This is a genomic window from Vibrio sp. 2CM40D, assembly GCF_023161825.1.
Taxonomy (GTDB): Bacteria; Pseudomonadota; Gammaproteobacteria; order Enterobacterales; family Vibrionaceae; genus Vibrio; species Vibrio alginolyticus.
Genome location: NZ_JALNTL010000001.1, coordinates 717,525 through 739,922 on the forward strand (window position 1 = coordinate 717,525; position 22,398 = coordinate 739,922).

The window sequence follows — 22,398 nt, forward strand, 5'->3', positions numbered from 1 at the left end:
CTAACTTTAGCATCTAACAGTTGTCGTTTACGTTCGACTGTTTAGACGGTCCTGCAATTACGCTAGCAATTCTTTTGCTGTGTTCACTACGTTTTCAGTCGTGAAGCCAAACATCTCGAATAGCTGACCAGCAGGTGCAGATTCACCGAATGTTGTCATACCGATGATGCGACCGTCGAAGCCAACGTACTTGTACCAGAAATCAGCAATGCCCGCTTCAATAGCGATACGTGCCGTTACGTCTGATGGCAGTACAGCTTCACGGTAAGCGGCGTCTTGTTTGTCGAATGCATCTGTTGATGGCATTGAAACAACGCGTACTTTCTTGCCTTCTGAAGTTAGTTGCTCAGCGGCTTTCACTGCAAGCTCAACCTCAGAACCTGTTGCGATAAGGATTAGCTCAGGCTTACCTTCGCTATCTTTCAGGATGTAAGCACCTTTCGCGATGTCTGCGACTTGTTCAGCAGTACGCTCTTGTTGCGCTAGGTTTTGACGAGAGAAGATAAGTGCAGTTGGTGCATCTTTACGTTCAATCGCTAGTTTCCATGCAACTGCAGACTCAACTTGGTCACATGGGCGCCATGTGCTCATGTTTGGAGTTACACGTAGAGACGCCATTTGCTCAACAGGTTGGTGAGTTGGGCCATCTTCGCCAAGACCGATCGAATCATGCGTGTAAACTTGGATGTTCTGAATTTTCATCAGCGCAGCCATACGCATTGCGTTACGAGCGTATTCCATGAACATTAGGAATGTTGCGCCGTAAGGAACGAAACCACCGTGCAATGCGATACCGTTGATGATAGCAGTCATACCGAATTCACGTACACCATAGTGGATGTAGTTTCCAGAGAAGTCCTCCGTTTCTAGAGACTTAGAACCAGACCACATGGTCAGGTTAGAAGGCGCTAGGTCAGCAGAACCACCCATAAACTCAGGAAGCATTTGACCAAACGCTTCTAGTGCATTTTGCGATGCTTTACGTGATGCAATGTTCGCTGGGTTTGCTTGGAGATCAGCAATGATTTGGTTCGCTTTTTCTTCCCACTGTGCAGGAAGTTCGCCGTTTAGACGACGTTTAAGCTCTGCCGCTTCAGCAGGGTAAGCTGCAGCGTATGCTTCGAATTTTTCATTCCAAGCTGCTTCTTTCGCGGCGCCCGCTTCTTTTGCATCCCACTCAGCGTAAACATCTGCCGGGATCTCAAATGGGCCGTACTCCCAACCTAGGTATTCGCGAGCCGCTTGGATTTCATCGTGACCTAGTGGTGCACCGTGACAGTCGTGCGAACCAGACTTGTTAGGAGAACCGAAACCGATAATTGTTTTGGTACAGATAAGCGTAGGACGTGGGTCCGCTTTTGCTGCTTCAATTGCTGCGTTGATCGCGTCTGAGTCGTGACCATCGACTGCTGGGATTACATGCCAGCCGTACGCTTCAAAACGCTTAGGTGTATCGTCAGAGAACCAGCCTTCAACGTGACCGTCGATAGAAATGCCGTTGTCATCCCAAAACGCGATCAGTTTGCCTAGACCTAACGTCCCAGCAAGAGAGCATGCTTCATGCGAGATACCTTCCATTAGACAGCCGTCACCCATGAACACATACGTAAAGTGGTCAACGATATCGTGACCTTCTTTGTTGAACTGTGCCGCTAGTGCTTTCTCTGCGATCGCCATACCAACAGCGTTAGTGATGCCTTGACCTAGAGGACCCGTTGTTGTCTCGATACCAGGCGCGTAGCCGTACTCTGGGTGACCTGGGGTTTTTGAGTGCAATTGACGGAAGTTTTTCAGATCGTCAATAGATAGCTCGTAACCGCTTAAGTGCAGTAGAGAGTAAATAAGCATTGACCCATGACCGTTTGACAGCACAAAGCGATCGCGGTCGGCCCACTCTGGGTTTGAAGGGTTATGGTTTAGGTGAGAGCGCCAAAGAACTTCAGCGATATCAGCCATACCCATTGGTGCGCCTGGGTGGCCTGAGTTAGCTTGTTGAACACCATCCATGCTTAGAGCACGAATTGCATTGGCAAGATGTTTACGAGACGACATGTCTGCTCCTGAGTACATTAAGCGAAACGAAAAGTAGGTCATAATTCTCTCAAAGCCCTGTTGGGTGTGCAAACGTTTTCCAGTCCAAAACCTCACAAATATTGCACCTTTCGCGCCAAATCGTTCGAAGTTCTTAAAATTATCAATAAATCAGGCAAACGTTTGGTTATAACAAAAACCAAAAAAGAGCTTGTAATTCGAGCAATCAAATTTAGAATAGACGTCTAGATGTAGATACACCTACAAAAATTAGTATTAATTTGCGCTGGAGAGTTTATCATTCCCCAGTTTTAAACCAGATATAGTGGAGCTAACATGGCTAAGCACCTGTTTACTTCTGAGTCAGTATCAGAAGGTCATCCAGATAAAATTGCAGACCAGATTTCTGATGCGGTTCTTGACGCGATTCTAGAGCAAGATCCAAAGGCTCGTGTTGCATGTGAGACTTACGTTAAAACCGGTATGGTAATGGTGGGTGGTGAAATCACGACTTCAGCATGGGTAGACATCGAAGAGTTAACTCGTGAAACCGTTCGTGAAATCGGCTACGTACATTCAGATATGGGCTTTGACGCAGATTCTTGTGCGGTACTAAACACAATCGGTAAACAGTCGCCAGATATCAACCAAGGTGTTGATAAAGCTGACCCTAAAGAACAAGGTGCAGGCGACCAAGGCATCATGTTTGGTTACGCTTGTAACGAAACTGAAGTACTAATGCCAGCGCCAATTACTTACTCTCACCGTCTTGTTCAAAAGCAAGCAGAAGTTCGTAAAAACGGCACACTACCTTGGTTGCGTCCTGATGCAAAATCTCAGGTAACATTCCAATACGATCAAGGTAACATCGTTGGTATCGACGCGGTTGTTCTTTCAACTCAACACTGTGACTCAATCTCAACTTCAGACCTGCGTGAAGCGGTAATGGAAGAGATCATTAAGCCAGTGCTACCTTCTGAGTGGATCAACAAAGAAACAAACTTCTTCATTAATCCAACCGGTCGCTTCGTAATCGGTGGTCCTATGGGTGACTGTGGTCTAACTGGTCGTAAGATCATCGTAGATACCTACGGCGGCGCAGCTCGTCACGGTGGCGGTGCGTTTTCTGGTAAAGATCCATCAAAAGTTGACCGTAGTGCAGCATACGCAGCACGCTACGTAGCGAAAAACATCGTAGCCGCAGGCATGGCTGACCGTTGTGAGATCCAACTTTCTTACGCAATCGGTGTTGCTGATCCAACGTCTATCATGGTGGAAACGTTCGGTACTGAGAAAGTATCTCACGACATCATCATTGAAGCGGTTCGTCAATTCTTCGACCTACGTCCATACGGTCTACAAGAAATGCTTAACCTTCTTCAACCTATCTACAAGAAGACAGCGGCTTACGGTCACTTCGGTCGTGAAGAATTCCCGTGGGAAGCGACAGACAAAGCTGCACTTCTACGCGATTTCGCTGGCATCAAATAATCAAGCCAAGCAAGAATCAATCAAGCCCTCGCCTATGGCGGGGGCTTTTTATTTTCAGCAACTTTTATCTAGCCATTTCGGCTCATACCGCCCTGCCCCACAAAGCAGTCCTGTTTCTCCCTCATTTTTATACCGAATAAATTTTAAGCAATTATTTGTAAATTATCCCATCTCCGCCAATAGTTAAAATATTGTTAACTCCAATTTAAATAGAGACGTCGGATGCTGGCGACTGTGGAAGCAACACTTAAGTAAAGACATGAGTCAGGCATCTTTATGGCCGATACCAAACTAAGCCAATGCTCAGATGTAAACTTGAAAAAGTCGCTTCAAGTTTGACTGAACAAAAACCGCTGTCAGTTGGTATAAGCGGATAATGTGGGAATAAATCAAGGAGGAGTTATGCCTCGAACTGTTAATCCATCGGACTTCCACAACAAACGAAAGGAAGTGCCAGACAACGAATACGCCAGAACTATACCGTGCAATACGGTCAATCTTTCTGCACCTTTTCATTGGCTCGCATTAGGTCTGCATGATTTCGTGCGAATGCCGCTTATTAGTGCTTTCTATGGCATCTGTTTTATGGCAGCTGCCATAGGCATTGTTTTGCTCGTACAGTGGCAAGGCACACACTTGGTCGTCATGCCCAGTTTGATTGTTTACATGTTAATCGGTCCGTTTCTCGCGCTGGGCTTGTATGATGCCAGTTGGGAGAGAGAGCGCGGACACAAAGCAAGCTTGTTCCATTCAATGAAAGCGATCGGTCGTAACTCAACATCTCAATGGGCGTTCGCCGTGTTACTCGCAGTGTGTATGATATTTTGGATGCGCATTGCCGCTCTACTTCATGCGCTCTACCCTTCTGTTCAAGGGGCACCTTTAAGTGAGTTTCTACCCTTCCTTGTCATCGGCTCTTTAGTTGGCTTTGTTTTGGCTTGTGTGGTGTTTAGTATTTCAGCCTTTTCTATTCCGCTCATGATGGAGCGTCGCGTAGACATGATGACCGCTGTATTTACCAGCTTTAATGCCGTGAAATCCAACATTCCAGCAATGATTGTTTGGGCAGCGATCATCTGTGGCGGTATTCTTATCGGCTTTGCGACCTACGGGATCGGAATGTTGTTTACCATGCCAATTCTAGGCTACGGTACATGGCACGCTTACCATGCCACCATCAAGAAAAAACACACACCATAATTAACTGATGCTATGATCTGGCCCTCGCAAATGCGGGGGCTTTTTTATTTGATTTATCGAGGTGAATTGTGGATATAGAACTCAGCTATAAAGCCAAGCAAGTGATGGCGGGCTGTATCGCGATGGCAGAACAAGCTTTCAAACGTTCTTTCCCGATTCCAACAATCACCTTCGACGTCCGTGGGAAAGCGGCAGGAAAGGCCTACCTTCAATTAAATCAAGTACGCCTAAACCCTGTTTTATTTCGCGAAAACACCCAAGCATTCTTAGATGAAGTCATTCCTCATGAAGTAGCACACCTGATTACTTATCAGGTTTACGGGCGAGTTAGGCCTCACGGCAAAGAATGGAAAGGCGTCATGGAAGCCGTATTTAACGTACCAGCCAAAACCACTCACAACTTTGAAGTAAAATCCGTTCAAGGTAAAACCTTTGAGTATCGTTGTGGTTGTATGACCTACCCTCTATCGATTCGCCGTCATAATAAAGTACTGCGCAAAGAGGCGACGTACTCTTGTCAAAAATGCCGCCAACCACTTAACTTCACCGGCATTCAATTATCGTAGCCCTTACCTCATAGTGTTACCTGCGTTCCCAAAACAAAGATCGAGTTGATCAAAACCTTCCCTTCCCCACTTATTGTTAACTTACTCATCACTAAAGCTATTTTATGCGTGTTATCATGAATAAAGCCATACTTTATAAAGACTTTTATCATGAAATACTTATTCTCTCTGTTGCTTATCGCGCTTTCTAGCACTGCGATTGCCGCGCCACCGAGCTCATTCTCTGCAGCCAAACGTGAGGCGGTCAAAATTTATCAAGACCACCCAACAAGCTTCTACTGTGGCTGTAACATTCAATGGCAAGGCAAGAAAGGCTCACCCGATTTAGCCTCTTGCGGTTACCAAGTCCGTAAACAAGAAAAACGGGCTGCACGAATCGAATGGGAGCATGTGGTTCCTGCGTGGCAATTTGGCCACCAGCGTCAATGCTGGCAAGATGGCGGACGTAAAAACTGTAAGAAAAAAGACAAAACTTTTCGTTTGATGGAAGCAGACTTGCACAACCTAACTCCTGCTATTGGTGAAGTAAACGGTGACCGTTCGAACTACAACTTCAGCCAATGGAACGGTATGGATGGCGTGAGTTATGGTCGCTGTGAGATGCAAGTGAACTTTAAGCAGCGTAAAGTCATGCCACCAGACCGTGCGCGTGGCTCAATTGCTCGTACCTATCTATACATGAGCAAAGAGTACGGTTTCAAACTGTCGAAGCAGCAAACGCAATTAATGAGTGCTTGGAACAAAACCTATCCTGTCGATAAATGGGAATGTGAGCGTGACGAGCGCATTGCAAAAGTACAGGGCAATCACAACCCATTTGTTCAAGAAGCCTGCCGCGCACTGTAACCTCCGACCTCGAAGCGTTCCAATTACTGATATTGAAACGCTTCTTGCCCCTTGTTTTTTCGGTGCAAAGCATCCATGTTAGGGTTTAAGTTTATTCTCTTGCTGGAAATCTCATGCGTACCCCTCGAATTTATCATCCAGAAACCATTCATCAACTTGGCTCACTTGCTTTAAGTGACGACGCAGCAGGCCATATCGGTCGTGTTTTGCGCATGAAAGAAGGCCAAGACGTTCTCCTTTTTGACGGCAGTGGCGCAGAGTTCCCAGCGGTTATCAGTGAAGTCAGCAAGAAATCAGTTTTGGTTAACATCACCGAGCGCGTAGAAAACAGTATTGAATCCCCTTTAGATCTGCACCTTGGTCAAGTCATTTCACGTGGCGATAAGATGGAGTTCACCATCCAAAAGTCTGTTGAACTTGGCGTCAATACCATCACTCCTCTGATTTCTGAACGTTGTGGCGTCAAGCTTGATCAAAAGCGTTTTGAGAAAAAACTCGCGCAATGGCAGAAAATCGCTATCAGTGCCTGTGAGCAATGTAGGCGTAATGTCGTGCCCGAAATTCGTCCAATTATGAGCTTGGAAGAGTGGTGTAAAGAAGAGTACGATGGTTTAAAGCTTAACCTTCACCCTCGTGCTAAATACTCAATCAACACTTTGCCAACCCCGGTTGAAAAAGTGCGCCTACTGATCGGTCCTGAAGGCGGTTTATCGTCTGAAGAAATCGAGATGACTCGAGAATACCAATTTGAAGAAACGCTACTCGGCCCTCGCGTTCTGCGTACCGAAACAGCGGCTCTGACAGCAATTACAGCCTTACAAGTTCGTTTCGGCGATCTTGGTTAAACGGAGAAAAATAATGATCAAACTCGGTATCGTAATGGACCCAATCTCGTCCATTAACATCAAAAAAGACTCTAGCTTTGCCATGATGCTTGAAGCGCAACGACGCGGCTATGAAATCCACTACATGGAAATGAATGATCTGCATCTCGATCAAGGCGTTGCCATTGCAGATACTAAAGTGGTAGAACTAAAAGAAGATCCAAACGGTTGGTACGAGTTCAAATCAGAGCAAACTATCGAACTGTCTGAGCTAGACGCGGTGCTAATGCGTAAAGATCCTCCGTTTGATACTGAATACATCTACGCGACTTACATCCTTGAGCGTGCAGAAGAACAGGGTGCACTGATCGTTAACAAGCCTCAAAGCTTACGTGATTGTAACGAAAAGCTGTTTACAGCATGGTTCCCAGAGCTGACACCTACAACGATCGTGACGCGAAAAGCAGAAAAAATTAAAGAATTTCGTGAAAAACATGGTGATGTCATCCTGAAACCGCTTGATGGTATGGGTGGCGCGTCCATCTTCCGTGTAAAAGAAAACGATCCAAACGTCTCTGTAATCATCGAGACATTGACTAACCACGGTCAAAACTACGCAATGGCACAAACCTTCGTGCCAGACATCAGCAACGGTGACAAACGTATCCTAGTGGTAGATGGCGAACCTATGCCTTACTGTCTAGCACGCATTCCTGCTAAAGGCGAAACGCGCGGCAACCTAGCCGCTGGTGGTACTGGTGAAGCTCGTCCGCTAAGCGAAACCGACCTCAAAATTGCGCAAACCGTTGCTCCGACACTGAAAGAAAAAGGCCTTATCTTTGTTGGCCTTGACGTAATTGGCGACAAGCTAACAGAAATCAACGTCACCAGCCCAACCTGTATTCGCGAAATTGAAGCAGCTTTTGATATCTCAATCACAGGCAAGCTGATGGATGCGATTGAGCGTCGAGTAAAAGGCGAATAACTCAAACTGTATTACAGTTAATAGAGAGCGTAGTACATTAACTTAAGCAAACTCATGCACATACCTAGATGTAAATTGTATGATGTTTGCTTAAGGGCATTTACGAGAGTTAAGGGTCAGTATGAGTATGAATCTCACAAATCACTTTTTGGTTGCCATGCCTGGGATGAAAGATCCGTACTTTCAAAACAGCGTGATCTACGTTTGTGAGCACAACGAAGACGGCGCTATGGGGCTGATGATCAATGCTCCTGTTGATATCACCGTCGGCAACATGCTCAAGCAGGTGGAAGTTCAGCCAGTACACCCGCGCCTATTTGAAGCCAGTCTAGATAGACCAGTCTACAATGGCGGCCCAATCTCGGAAGATCGTGGTTTTATTTTGCATAAACCCAAAGATTACTACGAGTCCAGCGTCCAAATGACCGATGACCTCGCGGTAACCACTTCGCGTGATATTCTTTCGGTGTTAGGAACAGAAGCAGAACCAAGTGATTACCTAGTGGCACTGGGCTACTCCGGTTGGAGTGCAGGCCAATTAGAAAGTGAGCTGGTCGAAAACTCTTGGCTCACCATTGAAGCGACGCCTGAAATTATCTTTAATACACCAATCAACGAGCGTTGGAAGAAAGCGGTCGAAAAGCTGGGTATCGACCCAAGTCACCTTTCAGCAGACTCTGGACATGCTTAGTCCAAATATACAGTTACATTAGATAGAGACACCTTATGTCACGCACAATTATGGCTTTTGACTTTGGAACCAAAAGCATTGGTAGCGCTATTGGCCAAGAAATTACTGGTACAGCTTCCCCATTAAAAGCCTTTAAAGCCAATGACGGTATTCCAAACTGGGACGATATCGAAAAGCAAATCAAAGAGTGGCAACCAGATTTGCTAGTGGTCGGTTTACCGACCGATCTGCATGGTAAAGACCTTGAGACCATAACCCCTCGTGCACGAAAATTTGCTAAGCGTCTGCAAGGCCGATACGGATTGCCAGTTGAACTGCATGATGAGCGTTTATCTACTGCAGAAGCTCGTGCGGAGTTGTTCAGCATGGGCGGCTACAAAGCCCTATCGAAAGGTAATGTTGACTGCCAGTCAGCAGTGGTGATTCTAGAAAGCTGGTTTGAAGCCCTTTGGGGTGAGTAAACACTTCAAGCACAATGAAAAAAGGTTGGCTCCTGCCAACCTTTTTTGTTTCTGGATTGGATTAATCCATATCGATCTTAACGTTTGCCAAACTGCCCGTAGAGAATGCTTCACCACGCTGCGTTTTCAACATCAAGCGCAGATCATTCGCCGAGTCGGCACTATGTAGTGCATCCTCTTCGCTGATCTTACCTTGCATCACTAACTTATAAAGAGATTGATCGAACGTCAGCATACCAAACTCATTTGAGCGAGCCATGGTTGACTTCAACTCATGTAAATCTCCGCGACGAATCAAATCCGACACACGTGGGCTATTTAGCAAGATCTCAAATACACCATGACGTCCCTGCCCATTTTTATCTCGGATCAGCTGCTGACCAACCACGCCTTTTAGGTTCATCGACAAATCGAACAAGAATTGTTCTTTTTGATCTTTCGGTACCAAGTGAAGAATGCGCTCTAAAGCTTGGTTTGCATTGTTGGCGTGCAACGTTGCCATACACAGGTGACCCGTTTCGGCGAAGGTCATCGCGTATTCCATTGTTTCACGGCTACGGATCTCACCAATCAAAATCATATCTGGTGCTTGGCGCAGCGAGTTTTTAAGCGCAACTTCATAGCTTTCCGTATCTAACCCAACTTCGCGTTGAGTCACGATACAGCGCTTGTGTTCATGCACGAATTCGATCGGATCTTCGACCGTCAAAATGTGCCCGGTTTTATTGCTGTTTCGATAGCCTGTCATCGCCGCCATGGTGGTCGATTTACCCGATCCAGTAGCACCGACCACCAGCACCAAACCACGCTTAGCTATCGCCAAATCTTGCAACACTAACGGTAACTTTAACTGCTCAAAAGTAGGAATATTGGTTTCAATACGACGAATCACTGCGCCTGGTAACTCGCGTTGAAAAAAGGCACTCACACGGAAGCGACCACAATCTCTCACAATGGCAAAATTCGACTCGCGACTTTTACGAAATTCCTGACGCCGATCTGGTTCCATAGCGCTATCGAGTAATGCAGCCACATCACTCTCGGTGAGTTTTTCCCCTTGCGGACGCAATTCGCCATCCACACGAAATAGAATTGGCGCTCCAACCGTGATGTAAAGATCCGACGCTTTCAGCGCCAGCATGCCTTCGAGAAATTTATCTAGATCCATCTTCCGTATTCACCATTATCTGTATGAACGTTACGAGAATTGCTGCACTTCTAATCCGATCTTACTATCGACCTCTTCACGAGCAACCATGCCTTGCGCCATTAACTGACGAGCATTTTGCTCCATGGCTTGCATGCCGTGAGCCGCACCTGTTTGAATGATCGAATACATCTGCGCGACTTTGTCTTCGCGGATCAAGTTGCGAATCGCAGGCGTTGCCATCATAATTTCATGGCATGCAATACGGCCACCACCATTACGCTTCAGAAGCTTTTGCGCGATAACCGAACGAAGGGACTCAGATAGCATCGAGCGAACCATATCTTTATCACTACCAGGAAACACATCGATAATACGGTCAATGGTTTTTGCCGCCGAGCTGGTGTGCAACGTCCCGAAAACTAAGTGACCCGTTTCTGCCGCCGTTAAGGCAAGGCTGATGGTTTCTTTGTCACGCATCTCACCAACCAGAATAACGTCTGGGTCTTCGCGCAATGCGCTGCGCAGTGCGTTTTGGAAACTATGGGTGTCACGGTGAACTTCACGCTGGTTAATCAAACATTTATTGTTGTTGTGAACAAATTCAATCGGATCTTCAATTGTGAGTACGTGCTTGTTGTGATTACGGTTAATGTAGTCAACAATGGCTGCTAAGGTCGTCGATTTACCTGAACCTGTTGGGCCAGTGACCAGAACTAAGCCTTTTTCAGCGTTCGCAATTTTTTTGAAGATCTCTGGCGCTTCTAGCTCTTCCAGAGTTGGAATGCTACTTGGAATGGTACGGAATACTGCCGCACAACCGCGAGATTGGTTGAAAGCGTTGACACGGAAACGGCCAACGTTATGCAACTCAAAAGAGAAATCGACTTCGAGTTTTTCTTCGAACTCACTGCGCTGGGCATCGTTCATGATTTCGAAAACCAAACGATGCACTTCTTGGTGTGTAAACGCTGGAATGCCTAGTTTTCTTACATCCCCATCAATACGAACCATTGGTGGGACACCTGCAGAAAGATGTAGATCCGAGGCATTATGTTTTACACTAAAATCCAGTAACTCAGTGATATCCATTTAAAATCCTTAAGTCTAAAGTACAGCTATGAGTAGTATTCAACAAAATATTGAACATATCACCTCTCAAATTCGATATGACGAGCAAAAATGTGGTCGAACTCCAGAGTCAGTGCAACTTCTAGCGGTAAGCAAAACTAAACCTGTCGAGGCAATTCTCGAAGCCTACCAAGCGGGACAAACCGCCTTTGGTGAAAACTACGTTCAAGAGGGCGTCAGTAAAGTTCAGCACTTTGCCGAGCATTATCCAGATAATCGAATCGAATGGCACTTCATTGGCCCGATTCAATCGAATAAATCGCGACTTGTTGCTGAACATTTCGATTGGGTTCACACCATCGATCGAACCAAGATTGCTCAACGCCTGAATGATCAGCGGCCAAGCGAACTTAAACCGCTACAAGTTCTGATTCAGGTTAACACCAGTGGTGAGGTATCTAAATCTGGCGTCACTGAAGCGGAAGTATTCGAGCTGGCGGAGTTGATTTCTCGCCTACCCAACCTCACTTTAAGAGGGTTGATGTCGATTCCTGCCAACGTGTCTGACTACGAATCACAACTCCGTGAATTTCAGAAGTTGGCTACGTTGAAGCAAACACTCGAAGCACAGTTCCCAGAAATCGATACATTATCAATGGGAATGAGTGGTGATATGACCGCTGCAATCGAAGCTGGTAGTACAATGGTTCGTATTGGAACCGCTATTTTCGGCGCACGAGACTACAGCTAAATCAACAAAACGTTCACTCGCGACATAAGTTATGTCGTCAATCGTTAGAGCGTAAATGCGCAATCATCTTACTCGCCAATAGGAGCAGTAAGTAACAGCGGCGCCATTATACACCTGGGCGCACAACAAATTCTAAATATCATGATGGAAATCAGACAAATGGAACATAAAAAAATCGCCTTCATTGGTGCTGGCAACATGGTGAGAGCCATTGTTTCAGGCTTGGTTGCTAACGGATACCCAGCGCAAAACATTACCGCGACAGCTCCTTCAGAGGCTCGCCGCCTTCTGCTAGAACAAGATTTTGGCATCCGTACCACCAGCGATAACATCCAAGCTGCGACCGAGGCGGATGTGGTGGTATTGTCTGTAAAACCGCAAATGATGGCTGATGTCTGTAAACCACTGCAATCGATCGATTTCACTAATAAACTGGTGATTTCTATTGCCGCAGGCATCAACTGTTCACGATTGGATGATATGCTAGCCACCAAATTGAACTTGGTTCGTGTTATGCCAAATACGCCATCACAACTTGGGTTGGGTATGAGTGGTTTATTCGCACCAACTCATGTAACCGAGCACGACAAAGCTTTTGCCGCAGAGTTAATGGAATCGGTCGGTAAAGTATGCTGGGTTGAGCAAGAGTCTGGCATCAATAATGTGATTGCCGCAGCGGGCAGTGCTCCAGCATACTTCTTCCTGTTTATGGAAGCGATGCAAGCAGAAGCGATTGAGCAAGGCTTTGATAAAGAGACCGCTCGACTATTGGTTCAGCAAGCGGCACTGGGCGCGGCCAGTATGGTGGTTAGCAACCCAGAAACTGAGCTATCAACCCTGCGTGAGAACGTAACATCGAAAGGTGGGACAACGGCAGAAGCACTGCGTACATTCAACGAACATCAACTTTCAGATATTGTCGCTAAAGCCATGCAAGCTGCTGTGGCTCGCGCGGAAGAAATGGAAAAACTGTTTTAATTATTTGGATGAACTCCGTTTAGTATCATCCATCACTTGTTAAGGGTACCTTATGAATTCAATGAGTTTTCTCATCTCAACCCTATTTGACCTGTACATCATGGTCGTAATTTTGCGAATTTGGTTGCAAGCTGCACGCGCAGACTTCTACAACCCATTCTCGCAATTTATAGTAAAAGCGACTCAGCCGGTCATTGGTCCATTGCGCCGCGTTATCCCTTCCGTGGGGAATATTGACCTAGCAACCGTGTTGTTTGCCTACGTGTTGTGTGTGCTTAAATTTGTCGTGCTTATCCTAATAGCTTCGAACGGTTCCGTCTCTTTCAGCGCTGACTTCTTATTCTTGGGCTTACTATCATTAATCAAAGCCGCAGGTGGCCTATTGTTCTGGGTACTATTGATCCGTGCAATTTTGAGCTGGGTAAGCCAAGGCCGCAGCCCTATCGAGTACGTATTCCATCAACTGACCGAGCCAATGTGCGCTCCAATCCGTCGTATTCTTCCGGCTATTGGTGGTCTTGATTTAAGCGTACTGGTGTTATTTATCGGCTTGCAGTTCGCGAACTTCTTAATGGGCGATATCATTGGTCCAATTTGGTTCCAGCTATAATGTCAGCTGCAGTTTGGCAAGATGGTGAGGACATCATCCTGAAGCTCTATATTCAACCTAAAGCTAGCCGCGATAAAATCGTTGGCTTGCATGGTGAAGAGTTAAAAATCGCCATTACTGCTCCACCTGTCGATGGCAAAGCTAATGCACACCTAACTAAGTTCTTAGCCAAGCAGTTTAAAATCGCTAAGGGTTTGGTTCACATAGAAAAAGGTGAATTAGGACGGCACAAACAAATTCGGATAGAATCGCCTACCCAGATACCGACAGAAATTAAAGCCATCATATGATGGCTTTTTATTTACGATTTTGTACCACACTTACTAATACCAACGACTGAGTACGCATTTTTTACCCCCTGACCAAGGTAAAATTGCAGCTATGGTTGTTTTATAACAAGTGCTTTGAGGAAGTAACAATGAGCAAATGGATTACCGCATTACTGATTAGCCTGTTGTCGTTACCAAGCTTCGCCGATCAGTTTAAAAATATGAAAGATATCGAAGTACACTATGTCGCGTTTAACTCAACATTCCTAACACCCAAAGTCGCACGTAGCTACGATATCAAACGTAATGGATACCTCGCTGTGGTTAATATTAGCGTGTTAGATAGAGCTTCATTGGGTAAACCAGCATTAGAAGCAAAAATTGCTGGACGCGCGAAGAACCTTATCGGCCAAACTCAGACCTTGACCTTTCGTGAAGTCAAAGAAGGCAATGCGATATACTATTTAGCCGAACTACCAATTACCCACGAAGAAACTTTTACTTTCGATATTGACGTAAAAGCTGGAAACAAAGGCTCAGGTAAGCTTAAATTCACCCAGAAGTTTTATGTTGAAGAGTAATTGGGTTGTGATGTTCCAAAAGCTTTTGGATCTAAGCAGGCTAAAAACCACTTATTAGTTAAAGAATATCTAGAGGAGAACGATTTGTTCTCCTCTATCACTATTAAAAGAGATTCCCATGAAAAAAATTGTGCTAGCAACTGGTAACCAAGGCAAAGTTCGTGAAATGGCAGATTTATTGTCTGACTTCGGCTTTGAAGTATTAGCGCAAAGTGAATTCAATGTATCGGAAGTAGCTGAAACGGGTACAACTTTCATTGAAAACGCAATCATTAAAGCTCGCCATGCCGCACAAGAAACAGGGCTTCCTGCCATTGCAGACGACTCTGGATTAGAAGTCGATTTCTTAAAAGGCGCTCCGGGCATTTACTCTGCACGTTACGCAGGCGAGAGCGCATCTGATCAAGAGAATCTAGAAAAATTGCTAGCGGCAATGGAAGGCGTACCAGAAGCAGAGCGTACAGCACGTTTCCACTGCGTATTAGTCCTCATGCGTCACGAGAACGACCCAACGCCTATCGTCTGTCACGGTAAATGGGAAGGCCGAATTCTAACTGAAGCACACGGTGAAAATGGCTTTGGCTACGACCCTATCTTCTTTGTTCCTGAAGACAACTGTGCGTCAGCCGAACTTGAACCTGCACGTAAGAAACAACTGTCTCACCGCGGTAAAGCGCTCAAGTCGTTGTTTGCTCAACTGTCTGAGCAAGTGTCTCAGTAATCACGAGCGAATTAGACCATGTTAACGCCCCCAGCACTCAGCTTGTATGTACACATCCCTTGGTGTGTGCAAAAGTGCCCGTATTGCGACTTTAACTCTCACGCGCTCAAAACCGAGATTCCAGAAGAAGAGTACATCAGTGCCCTTTTAGAAGATTTGGATACCGACATTGAGAAATATCGACTTAACGAAGCGCCACGTCCACTGCATTCAATCTTCATTGGTGGTGGTACGCCGAGTTTGATTTCGGCAGAAGGCATCGAGCGTCTACTTAAGGGCATTGAAGCGCGTATTCCGTTCAAGCCTGAAATCGAAATCACCATGGAAGCGAATCCAGGCACCATCGAAGCAGAGCGTTTTGTTGGCTACCGCAAAGCTGGTGTAACGCGTATCTCTATCGGCGTGCAAAGCTTTGAGCAACAAAAGCTTGAGCGTTTGGGGCGCATTCACGGCCAAGACGAAGCCGTCAATGCTGCTAAGCTGGCGCACCAAATCGGTTTGAACAGTTTTAACCTCGATCTCATGCACGGCTTACCTGATCAAAGCATCGAACAAGCCTTGGCAGATTTGGACAAAGCGATTGAGTTGGCACCGCCGCACTTGTCTTGGTATCAGCTGACCATCGAACCAAACACCATGTTCTACTACAAGCCACCAACGCTACCTGACGATGATGACTTGTGGGATATTTTCGAGCTCGGACACCAAAAACTTGCAGCCGCGGGTTATGTGCAATATGAAATCTCCGGTTACAGCAAGCCGGGCTATCAGTGTCAGCACAACCTCAACTACTGGCGCTTTGGTGATTACCTTGGTATCGGTTGTGGCTCTCATGGCAAACTCAGTTTTACCGACGGACGTATTATTCGAACGACAAAGGTAAAACACCCGCGAGGCTATTTAGCGGCTTATCAAAATATGGTCAAACCTTATCTGCATACGGAACATGTCGTCGCGGATGAAGATCGTCCATTCGAGTTCTTTATGAACCGATTCCGCTTAATTGAAGCCTGTCCGAAGCAAGATTACGTGGACACCACGGGCTTACCGATTAGTACGATTCAAGAAACCATCAACTGGGCGATAGAAATGGGCTACCTGAGTGAAACGCCTACCCACTGGCAAATTACTGAAAAAGGGAAGCTCTTCCTTAATGATTTGCTCGAAGCCTTTATGGCCGAAGAAAGCGAAGAGTAACGCAACCCCAAAACAAAAAAAGCCTCTCAATTGAGAGGCTTTTTATTTAGAAACAGTACCACCCTAAATAAGGTTGACACATTTCCAATATTAGAAAATTGAACGGCCAATTCGCTCTGAGAGCAGCTCAAGCGCCTTAGTACCAGCAAGCGAGTTACCTGAAGGATCAAGCTCTGGAGACCATACTGAAATGGTCATTTCACCAGGTACTACCGCGATAATGCCACCACCAACACCAGACTTACCAGGCATTCCAACGCGATAAGCAAACTCGCCCGCGCCATCATACAAGCCACACGTTGCTAACAGTGCATTAAGTTGTTTGGTTTGCACAGGAGAAACTACAGGCTTACCCGTTTGTACCGATGTGCCCTTGTTTGCTAAATAGCTAAACGTTTTAGCCAAATCGACGCAACTCATCTTCAGCGCACAAGCGTGGAAGTAGTTTTGTAGTACTGGAATCACTTCATTTTCGAAGTTGCCAAACGAACGCATGAGATATGCAATCGCCGCATTACGATCACCATGCATCATTTCGGATGCCGCAACGACTTTGTCATACACAATATGGGTATCACCAGAAAGCTGACGCACAAATTCCAACAGGCGCTGACGAGGTGCAGATAAGCGAGTTTGTAACAAATCTGCCACTACTATCGCTCCAGCATTTATAAATGGATTACGAGGAATACCTTGCTCCATTTCTAGCTGGATTAGCGAATTAAATGCCTGCCCCGAAGGCTCTTTTCCCACTCGAGACCAAATTTCTTCTTGCTTGTACAAGCACATCGCTAACGTCAAGCTCAATGCTTTTGAAATAGATTGGATAGAGAAAGGTTCATCGGCATCACCCGCCTTAATAACCTCACCTTCGTTGGTGTATACCGCAATACCTAACTTGTTGCTGGGTACTTTTGCCAGAGCAGGAATGTAATCAGCCACTTTACCTTGGCCGATTAAAGGGCGTACTTCCGCCAAAATATCTGTCAAAATTTCCACTGTCGGTTTCATTCTCTACCTTCTATTTACAAGAGAGCTCGTTGAGCTCAGAGGTAAAAAAAGCCAACGTGTCGTTGGCTTTTCCATAGGGTTCGTTCGACTCAAGTCGATTATGGTTTTACTGCCACAATAATATTGCGGTTGATAGATTGATCAACACGGTGAAGATAACCGATGTAAGGCTCTTCTGAAAGTACCTTCCAACCTTGCTCTTCAAATAATGCCGCGACATCTTTCCATTTCAATGTAAATTCATTGAAAGACAACACCACTGAACCTTGTTTTTTCAATACCACTTTCCATGCAGGCAGAGCCTCTTTTAAAAGCTCTAGTGGGCTGCGGTTCAGTTTGCTGTCCTTGGCATTTTTGCTGCCGTGCTGCACGCCATAAGGCAAGTCAGACACCATCACATCAACTGAGTTCTTTTTCACGACTTGATCAGCGATACGAGTATCAGCCGAATACAGCTTCATAAACTGAAGATGGCCTTGGTTGTAATCTTCTTTATTTGCTGCAGCTTCAACCACGAAACCATCCGCCACTTTCTTGCCACCCGCAGTGCGCTTTTCTTTGCTCACTTTGTGCTTAAAGCGGCCATTCTTCATGAACTTAACAATAAAGGTCTGGATCTCTTGCACCCACTTGGCGTTGATCTCAACCCCTACCACGTTCAAACCGTGGATCAAGCCTTCAAATAAGGTTGTACCTTTACCACACATTGGATCCATTAAGGTCAGTTGTTCACTTCCCGTATTGGACGCACTAATGCCGATATTCACCATCAAACGGGTAAACTGCTCGTTTGTTTTCCCGGTGTAGCGCAAAATCTGGCTCATACTTTCCGGGAAAGTGTTAAATACGGGCGCTTGAACTGGTCGAAGTAAACCATCTTCGCGCACTTCAAATAGCGCATAGTAAATCGAAGAGGCTGCGATTCTTCGCGCCTGCTCATCGGTTAGCGCTTCCTGACAAGAAAACACCAACGCAGCAGGTAAGCCAACGTTTTTACTACCAATTTCTGTCACATCCACGCCTTGTGAAGCTAAAATTGCTTTTAGTTCAGAACAGGCAATGGTCATTGCGCTATCAAAGTAAATTCGGTTATGACCCGGATTCGCTAATATCGCGTAATGGTACATCCCATGAACTCCTCTGGTTACGCAATACGCTTATATTTGATATCCCAAACACCGTGACCAAGACGGTGACCACGAGCTTCAAACTTCGTTAGCGGGCGATCGTCTGGACGAGGAACGAAATCACCATCTTTAGCAATGTTTTCGAAACCTGGCGCTTGGTTCATCACTTCAATCATGTGCTCTGCGTAGTTTTCCCAGTCGGTCGCCATGTGGAAGATACCTTCATTAGGGATAAGCTTCTCACGCACCATTTCCGCAAAACCTAATTGAACAATACGACGCTTGTGGTGACGCTTCTTATGCCAAGGGTCTGGGAAGAACAATTGCAGTGTCGATAAGCTGCCATTTGGGATCATGTGTTCGAATACTTCTACCGCATCGTGACACATTACACGCAGGTTAGTAATTCCCGCTTCGCGAGCATCGGCAAGACAAGCACCAACGCCTGGGCTATGAACTTCGATACCGATGAAGTTTTTCTCTGGCGCGTTCTTTGCCATTTCAACCAATGAAGCACCCATACCAAAACCGATCTCAAGCACTACTGGGTTATCGTTGCCAAACACCTCTTTCCAATCGAGAAGTTCAGCTTTGAAGTCAATACCCATCGTAGGCCAGCATTCATTCATCGCGCTCTCTTGACCTTTAGTCAAACGCCCTTCACGGCGTACAAAGCTGCGGATTTTGCGGATCAGCTTTCCGTCTTCGTTGTATTCGTTAGTGGTTACTTCACTCATTGATTTTGCCTGCACATTGATTAATCAAAACGGGGATTATCCAAAGAATTTACTTAGGTGCAAGTATTTGTTGAGCTCTTGGTCTATGGCAACCCAAAAGCAACGACACACCTCTTTATATCCCTACTGTTTATCCGTTGTACTTCTTGCCCATTATGTGGTGCAATTTTGCACCTAACCAATAATAGAATACAGAGCAAGTCGTGACACCTTTCGCCAGTGCCATCCTAGAATGGTATGACGCATATGGAAGAAAAGATCTTCCGTGGCAACAAAATAAGACCGCATACAGTGTCTGGTTGTCTGAAATTATGCTTCAGCAAACTCAGGTCACTACGGTTATTCCGTATTACCAACGTTTCTTGGAACGCTTTCCAACCGTGATCGATCTTGCCAATGCTGAGCAAGATGAAGTCCTACACCTTTGGACTGGCTTAGGGTATTACGCCCGAGCCCGTAACCTTCACAAAGCAGCACAAGAGGTCGCCTCTACATACAATGGTGAGTTTCCTCTTGATATAGAGAAAATGAACGCCCTACCGGGGATTGGTCGCTCTACTGCTGCCGCCATTTTATCGTCTGTGTATAAACAACCACACGCGATTCTTGATGGTAACGTGAAGCGCACTCTATCCCGCTGTTTCGCAGTCGAAGGATGGCCAGGACAAAAAAAGGTTGAAAACCAGCTGTGGGAAATTGCCGAAACGCATACCCCACAAACGGATGTAGATAAGTATAACCAGGCAATGATGGACATGGGCGCAATGGTCTGCACACGCAGCAAACCCAAATGTAGCCTCTGCCCTGTTGCTGATCTGTGTGTGGCAAAGCAACAAGGTAATGTGCTCGACTACCCGGGCAAAAAACCGAAGAAAGATAAACCAATCAAGCAAACTCGTTTCGTGATGCTTCACCACAACACCGAAAATGGTCATGAGGTGTGGTTGGAGCAAAGACCACAAACAGGCATTTGGGGTGGCTTATTCTGCTTCCCACAAACCGAACATGTGGATGCAGAAAGCGACATTGAATTGCTACTGGATCAACGCGGCATTCAAGCCAGCAATATCAAACAGCAGCAAACACTGATTACCTTTCGTCATACCTTTAGCCATTACCACCTAGATATCACGCCAATTTTGATTGATTTATCAAAGCAACCGGACGTGATAATGGAAGGCAACAAAGGTCTTTGGTATAACTTATCTAAACCTGAAGAAGTCGGTTTAGCCGCGCCAGTAAAACTATTGCTGGAAACGCTACCCCACGAACTTCGTTAATTGAATACAAGGAGTCATTATGAGCCGCACTGTATTTTGTGCTCGACTAAAGAAAGAAGGCGAAGGTCTAGACTTTCAACTTTACCCTGGTGAACTAGGTAAACGCATTTTCGACAACATCTCGAAAGAAGCGTGGGCTCAGTGGCAACACAAACAAACCATGTTGATCAACGAGAAGAAACTCAACATGATGGATCCAGAACACCGCAAACTGATCGAAACAGAAATGGTAAATTTCCTCTTTGAAGGAAAAGACGTTCATATCGAAGGTTACACACCGCCGAGCGAATAAAGTCGCTTGAGTTAAACAATGACATCACAACCATTTGTGGTGTCATTTTTCTATTACCTTCAATAACTCTGATACTTATGAAAAAAATTGTCTTTATTGCTGCCGCACTTTTAATGGCAGGCTGTAGCCGTGAATTCGTCGAAAAGATTTATGACGTCAACTACGAGCCAACAAACCGTTTTGCCAATAACTTAGCTGAGCTACCAGGACAATTTGAAAAAGATACTGCGGCGCTAGATGCCTTAATCAATAGCTTTTCAGGCAATATTCAAAAGCGCTGGGGTAAAAAAGAAATCAAGTACGCTGGCAAGAGTAATTACGTTAAGTACATCGATAACTACCTTAGCCGCGCCGAGGTCGACTTTCGCAAAGGCGTGATCACGATAGAGACCGTATCACCGACCGAGCCCCAAAAACACCTAAAAGACGCGATTGTCACCACCTTATTAACACCAGACGATCCCGCGCACGTCGACTTATTCTCCTCTAAAGGTATCACGTTAGAGGGGCAACCATTCCTGTATAAACAAGTGGTCGACCAAGACAATAAGCCAATTCAATGGTCTTGGCGGGCAAACCGATTTGCGGAATACCTCATCGCAAATAAAATAAAAACCAAAAATGTAGATTTCAAGAAAGCGTATTACGTCGAAATTCCCATGGTTGAAGACCACTTTTCAACTCGCAGCTACCAATACGCCGATATCGTGCGTCGAGCTTCCAAGAAATACGACATTCCAGAAGACTTGATATACGCCATTATTAAAACCGAGAGCAGTTTCAACCCATACGCGGTAAGTTGGGCAAATGCGTATGGCCTAATGCAAGTTGTACCTAAAACAGCGGGACGAGATGTGTTCAAACTCGTGAAAAAGCGCTCGGGCCAACCAAGCCCTGAATATTTGTTTAATCCAGAAAACAACATAGATACCGGTACTGCGTATTTCTATATCTTAAAAAATCGTTATTTAAGAGAAGTCCGCCACCCTACCTCTCTCGAGTACAGCATGATTTCAGCTTACAATGGCGGTACTGGAGGAGTTTTAAACACATTTCATCGCAGTGATCGCAAACGCGCAATGCAAGATCTTAATTCATTGCAACCCAACCAAGTTTATTGGGCGTTAACCAAGAAACACCCGAACGCAGAAGCGCGTCGCTACCTAGAAAAAGTTACAAATTTCAAAAAGGAATTTAACTCGAAGCAAACTTTGTAGTGACAGTTGAATAAAAAGCGTTCGAACAACCACTTTTTTGAAATTATTTAAAAAAAGTGGTTGACGCAACGCGGGAAAATCCGTTTAATAGCGCTCCGTTGCCCGGATAGCTCAGTCGGTAGAGCAGAGGATTGAAAATCCTCGTGTCGGTGGTTCGATTCCGCCTCCGGGCACCACAATTTGATTTGTTGGTGTCTTAACGAAATGTTATAACACGGACAAAAGCACAAAGAATAAAGTGTGCCGACTTAGCTCAGTAGGTAGAGCAACTGACTTGTAATCAGTAGGTCACCAGTTCGATTCCGGTAGTCGGC

General features: G+C 45.6%; 24 protein-coding genes and 2 tRNA genes. 20 read left to right on the forward strand and 6 right to left on the reverse strand.

Features of this window, described 5'->3' with window-relative positions; genetic code table 11:
* Positions 1 to 57 precede the first annotated feature (57 nt).
* Positions 58 to 2,052 carry a transketolase gene (tkt, locus tag MTF70_RS03310; RefSeq protein ID WP_054866504.1) on the reverse strand — a complete coding sequence of 665 codons (1,995 nt, stop codon included), beginning with the start codon at positions 2,050 to 2,052 and terminating at the stop codon, positions 58 to 60.
* Positions 2,053 to 2,367: 315 nt separating this feature from the next.
* Between tkt and metK the strand changes: the two genes are divergently transcribed.
* The 8 genes from metK to ruvX all read left to right on the forward strand — a co-directional run bounded on the left by metK (position 2,368) and on the right by ruvX (position 9,095).
* A complete protein-coding gene (metK, locus tag MTF70_RS03315; RefSeq protein WP_005381027.1) occupies positions 2,368 to 3,522 on the forward strand; it encodes a methionine adenosyltransferase in 1,155 nt (384 codons plus the stop codon).
* Positions 3,523 to 3,924: 402 nt separating this feature from the next.
* Positions 3,925 to 4,722, forward strand: a complete 798-nt coding sequence (locus MTF70_RS03320; protein WP_005381026.1) for a DUF2189 domain-containing protein — start codon at positions 3,925 to 3,927, stop codon at positions 4,720 to 4,722.
* A gap of 68 nt (positions 4,723 to 4,790) precedes the next feature.
* Positions 4,791 to 5,288, forward strand: coding sequence for a SprT family zinc-dependent metalloprotease (locus tag MTF70_RS03325; RefSeq protein WP_054866486.1), 498 nt, complete (start codon positions 4,791 to 4,793; stop codon positions 5,286 to 5,288).
* 150 nt (positions 5,289 to 5,438) lie between these two features.
* Positions 5,439 to 6,134 (forward strand): deoxyribonuclease I, encoded by a 696-nt coding sequence (gene endA, locus MTF70_RS03330; protein ID WP_017635582.1) that lies wholly within the window; start codon positions 5,439 to 5,441, stop codon positions 6,132 to 6,134.
* Between the two features lie 113 nt (positions 6,135 to 6,247).
* Positions 6,248 to 6,979 carry a 16S rRNA (uracil(1498)-N(3))-methyltransferase gene (gene rsmE / locus MTF70_RS03335; protein ID WP_205461128.1) on the forward strand — a complete coding sequence of 244 codons (732 nt, stop codon included), beginning with the start codon at positions 6,248 to 6,250 and terminating at the stop codon, positions 6,977 to 6,979.
* 13 nt (positions 6,980 to 6,992) lie between these two features.
* Positions 6,993 to 7,943 carry a glutathione synthase gene (gene gshB, locus MTF70_RS03340; RefSeq protein WP_005381021.1) on the forward strand — a complete coding sequence of 317 codons (951 nt, stop codon included), beginning with the start codon at positions 6,993 to 6,995 and terminating at the stop codon, positions 7,941 to 7,943.
* Between the two features lie 127 nt (positions 7,944 to 8,070).
* Positions 8,071 to 8,634: a YqgE/AlgH family protein gene (locus MTF70_RS03345; protein WP_005381020.1), complete on the forward strand. Its 564-nt coding sequence runs from the start codon at positions 8,071 to 8,073 to the stop codon at positions 8,632 to 8,634.
* 35 nt (positions 8,635 to 8,669) lie between these two features.
* A complete protein-coding gene (gene ruvX / locus MTF70_RS03350) occupies positions 8,670 to 9,095 on the forward strand; it encodes a Holliday junction resolvase RuvX (RefSeq protein WP_005381017.1) in 426 nt (141 codons plus the stop codon).
* Positions 9,096 to 9,156: 61 nt separating this feature from the next.
* On the opposite strand, the gene MTF70_RS03355 is transcribed toward ruvX, so the two are convergent.
* Both MTF70_RS03355 and MTF70_RS03360 read right to left on the reverse strand, forming a co-directional pair.
* Positions 9,157 to 10,263, reverse strand: a complete 1,107-nt coding sequence (locus MTF70_RS03355; RefSeq protein ID WP_005381016.1) for a PilT/PilU family type 4a pilus ATPase — start codon at positions 10,261 to 10,263, stop codon at positions 9,157 to 9,159.
* 30 nt (positions 10,264 to 10,293) lie between these two features.
* Positions 10,294 to 11,334: a type IV pilus twitching motility protein PilT gene (locus MTF70_RS03360; RefSeq protein ID WP_205461127.1), complete on the reverse strand. Its 1,041-nt coding sequence runs from the start codon at positions 11,332 to 11,334 to the stop codon at positions 10,294 to 10,296.
* Positions 11,335 to 11,362: 28 nt separating this feature from the next.
* On the opposite strand from MTF70_RS03360, the gene MTF70_RS03365 reads away from it, so the two are divergent.
* The 7 genes from MTF70_RS03365 (at position 11,363) to hemW (ending at position 16,420) form a co-directional block, all read left to right on the forward strand.
* Positions 11,363 to 12,064, forward strand: a complete 702-nt coding sequence (locus MTF70_RS03365) for a YggS family pyridoxal phosphate-dependent enzyme (protein ID WP_042521292.1) — start codon at positions 11,363 to 11,365, stop codon at positions 12,062 to 12,064.
* A 159-nt stretch (positions 12,065 to 12,223) separates the two neighbouring features.
* Positions 12,224 to 13,042 carry a pyrroline-5-carboxylate reductase gene (gene proC, locus MTF70_RS03370; RefSeq protein WP_042521294.1) on the forward strand — a complete coding sequence of 273 codons (819 nt, stop codon included), beginning with the start codon at positions 12,224 to 12,226 and terminating at the stop codon, positions 13,040 to 13,042.
* 52 nt (positions 13,043 to 13,094) lie between these two features.
* Entirely contained in the window at positions 13,095 to 13,652 is a 558-nt protein-coding gene (locus tag MTF70_RS03375; protein ID WP_005381012.1) for a YggT family protein, read from the forward strand.
* The gene (gene yggU / locus MTF70_RS03380; RefSeq protein ID WP_005381011.1) at positions 13,652 to 13,942 is read left to right on the forward strand and encodes a DUF167 family protein YggU; all 291 of its coding nucleotides are present in this window, start codon (positions 13,652 to 13,654) and stop codon (positions 13,940 to 13,942) included. The genes MTF70_RS03375 and yggU overlap by 1 nt, the downstream gene beginning before the upstream one ends.
* Before the next feature lie 128 nt (positions 13,943 to 14,070).
* The gene (locus MTF70_RS03385; protein ID WP_005381010.1) at positions 14,071 to 14,502 is read left to right on the forward strand and encodes a DUF4426 domain-containing protein; all 432 of its coding nucleotides are present in this window, start codon (positions 14,071 to 14,073) and stop codon (positions 14,500 to 14,502) included.
* Between the two features lie 118 nt (positions 14,503 to 14,620).
* Complete coding sequence (locus MTF70_RS03390; RefSeq protein WP_005381009.1) at positions 14,621 to 15,223, forward strand: XTP/dITP diphosphatase; 603 nt, start codon at positions 14,621 to 14,623, stop codon at positions 15,221 to 15,223.
* 18 nt (positions 15,224 to 15,241) lie between these two features.
* Positions 15,242 to 16,420, forward strand: a complete 1,179-nt coding sequence (gene hemW / locus MTF70_RS03395) for a radical SAM family heme chaperone HemW (protein ID WP_205461126.1) — start codon at positions 15,242 to 15,244, stop codon at positions 16,418 to 16,420.
* 90 nt (positions 16,421 to 16,510) lie between these two features.
* Here the strand turns inward: hemW and glsB are convergent, their stop codons facing one another.
* The 3 genes from glsB to trmB form a co-directional block, all read right to left on the reverse strand.
* Positions 16,511 to 17,431, reverse strand: a complete 921-nt coding sequence (gene glsB, locus MTF70_RS03400; RefSeq protein WP_005381007.1) for a glutaminase B — start codon at positions 17,429 to 17,431, stop codon at positions 16,511 to 16,513.
* A gap of 98 nt (positions 17,432 to 17,529) precedes the next feature.
* Positions 17,530 to 18,558 (reverse strand): DNA methylase, encoded by a 1,029-nt coding sequence (locus MTF70_RS03405; protein WP_205461125.1) that lies wholly within the window; start codon positions 18,556 to 18,558, stop codon positions 17,530 to 17,532.
* A 17-nt stretch (positions 18,559 to 18,575) separates the two neighbouring features.
* Entirely contained in the window at positions 18,576 to 19,295 is a 720-nt protein-coding gene (gene trmB / locus MTF70_RS03410; RefSeq protein ID WP_005384506.1) for a tRNA (guanosine(46)-N7)-methyltransferase TrmB, read from the reverse strand.
* Positions 19,296 to 19,498: 203 nt separating this feature from the next.
* On the opposite strand from trmB, the gene mutY reads away from it, so the two are divergent.
* The 5 genes from mutY (at position 19,499) to MTF70_RS03435 (ending at position 22,398) form a co-directional block, all read left to right on the forward strand.
* Positions 19,499 to 20,575: an A/G-specific adenine glycosylase gene (gene mutY / locus MTF70_RS03415; protein WP_042521302.1), complete on the forward strand. Its 1,077-nt coding sequence runs from the start codon at positions 19,499 to 19,501 to the stop codon at positions 20,573 to 20,575.
* Between the two features lie 19 nt (positions 20,576 to 20,594).
* Positions 20,595 to 20,867, forward strand: coding sequence for an oxidative damage protection protein (locus MTF70_RS03420; protein WP_005381002.1), 273 nt, complete (start codon positions 20,595 to 20,597; stop codon positions 20,865 to 20,867).
* 77 nt (positions 20,868 to 20,944) lie between these two features.
* Positions 20,945 to 22,084, forward strand: coding sequence for a membrane-bound lytic murein transglycosylase MltC (gene mltC / locus MTF70_RS03425; protein ID WP_005381001.1), 1,140 nt, complete (start codon positions 20,945 to 20,947; stop codon positions 22,082 to 22,084).
* 100 nt (positions 22,085 to 22,184) lie between these two features.
* Positions 22,185 to 22,260, forward strand: a tRNA-Phe gene (locus tag MTF70_RS03430).
* 66 nt (positions 22,261 to 22,326) lie between these two features.
* A tRNA-Thr gene (locus tag MTF70_RS03435) sits at positions 22,327 to 22,398 on the forward strand.

Bases quoted from the DNA above. Each gene is read 5' to 3' on its own strand.
- tkt (WP_054866504.1), bottom strand. From the start codon at position 2,052: ATGTCGTCTCGTAAACATCTTGCCAATGCAATTCGTGCTCTAAGCATG.
- metK (WP_005381027.1), top strand. From the start codon at position 2,368: ATGGCTAAGCACCTGTTTACTTCTGAGTCAGTATCAGAAGGTCATCCA.
- MTF70_RS03320 (WP_005381026.1), top strand. From the start codon at position 3,925: ATGCCTCGAACTGTTAATCCATCGGACTTCCACAACAAACGAAAGGAA.
- endA (WP_017635582.1), top strand. From the start codon at position 5,439: ATGAAATACTTATTCTCTCTGTTGCTTATCGCGCTTTCTAGCACTGCG.
- rsmE (WP_205461128.1), top strand. From the start codon at position 6,248: ATGCGTACCCCTCGAATTTATCATCCAGAAACCATTCATCAACTTGGC.
- gshB (WP_005381021.1), top strand. From the start codon at position 6,993: ATGATCAAACTCGGTATCGTAATGGACCCAATCTCGTCCATTAACATC.
- MTF70_RS03345 (WP_005381020.1), top strand. From the start codon at position 8,071: ATGAATCTCACAAATCACTTTTTGGTTGCCATGCCTGGGATGAAAGAT.
- ruvX (WP_005381017.1), top strand. From the start codon at position 8,670: ATGTCACGCACAATTATGGCTTTTGACTTTGGAACCAAAAGCATTGGT.
- MTF70_RS03355 (WP_005381016.1), bottom strand. From the start codon at position 10,263: ATGGATCTAGATAAATTTCTCGAAGGCATGCTGGCGCTGAAAGCGTCG.
- MTF70_RS03360 (WP_205461127.1), bottom strand. From the start codon at position 11,334: ATGGATATCACTGAGTTACTGGATTTTAGTGTAAAACATAATGCCTCG.
- MTF70_RS03365 (WP_042521292.1), top strand. From the start codon at position 11,363: ATGAGTAGTATTCAACAAAATATTGAACATATCACCTCTCAAATTCGA.
- proC (WP_042521294.1), top strand. From the start codon at position 12,224: ATGGAACATAAAAAAATCGCCTTCATTGGTGCTGGCAACATGGTGAGA.
- MTF70_RS03375 (WP_005381012.1), top strand. From the start codon at position 13,095: ATGAATTCAATGAGTTTTCTCATCTCAACCCTATTTGACCTGTACATC.
- yggU (WP_005381011.1), top strand. From the start codon at position 13,652: ATGTCAGCTGCAGTTTGGCAAGATGGTGAGGACATCATCCTGAAGCTC.
- MTF70_RS03385 (WP_005381010.1), top strand. From the start codon at position 14,071: ATGAGCAAATGGATTACCGCATTACTGATTAGCCTGTTGTCGTTACCA.
- MTF70_RS03390 (WP_005381009.1), top strand. From the start codon at position 14,621: ATGAAAAAAATTGTGCTAGCAACTGGTAACCAAGGCAAAGTTCGTGAA.
- hemW (WP_205461126.1), top strand. From the start codon at position 15,242: ATGTTAACGCCCCCAGCACTCAGCTTGTATGTACACATCCCTTGGTGT.
- glsB (WP_005381007.1), bottom strand. From the start codon at position 17,431: ATGAAACCGACAGTGGAAATTTTGACAGATATTTTGGCGGAAGTACGC.
- MTF70_RS03405 (WP_205461125.1), bottom strand. From the start codon at position 18,558: ATGTACCATTACGCGATATTAGCGAATCCGGGTCATAACCGAATTTAC.
- trmB (WP_005384506.1), bottom strand. From the start codon at position 19,295: ATGAGTGAAGTAACCACTAACGAATACAACGAAGACGGAAAGCTGATC.
- MTF70_RS03420 (WP_005381002.1), top strand. From the start codon at position 20,595: ATGAGCCGCACTGTATTTTGTGCTCGACTAAAGAAAGAAGGCGAAGGT.
- mltC (WP_005381001.1), top strand. From the start codon at position 20,945: ATGAAAAAAATTGTCTTTATTGCTGCCGCACTTTTAATGGCAGGCTGT.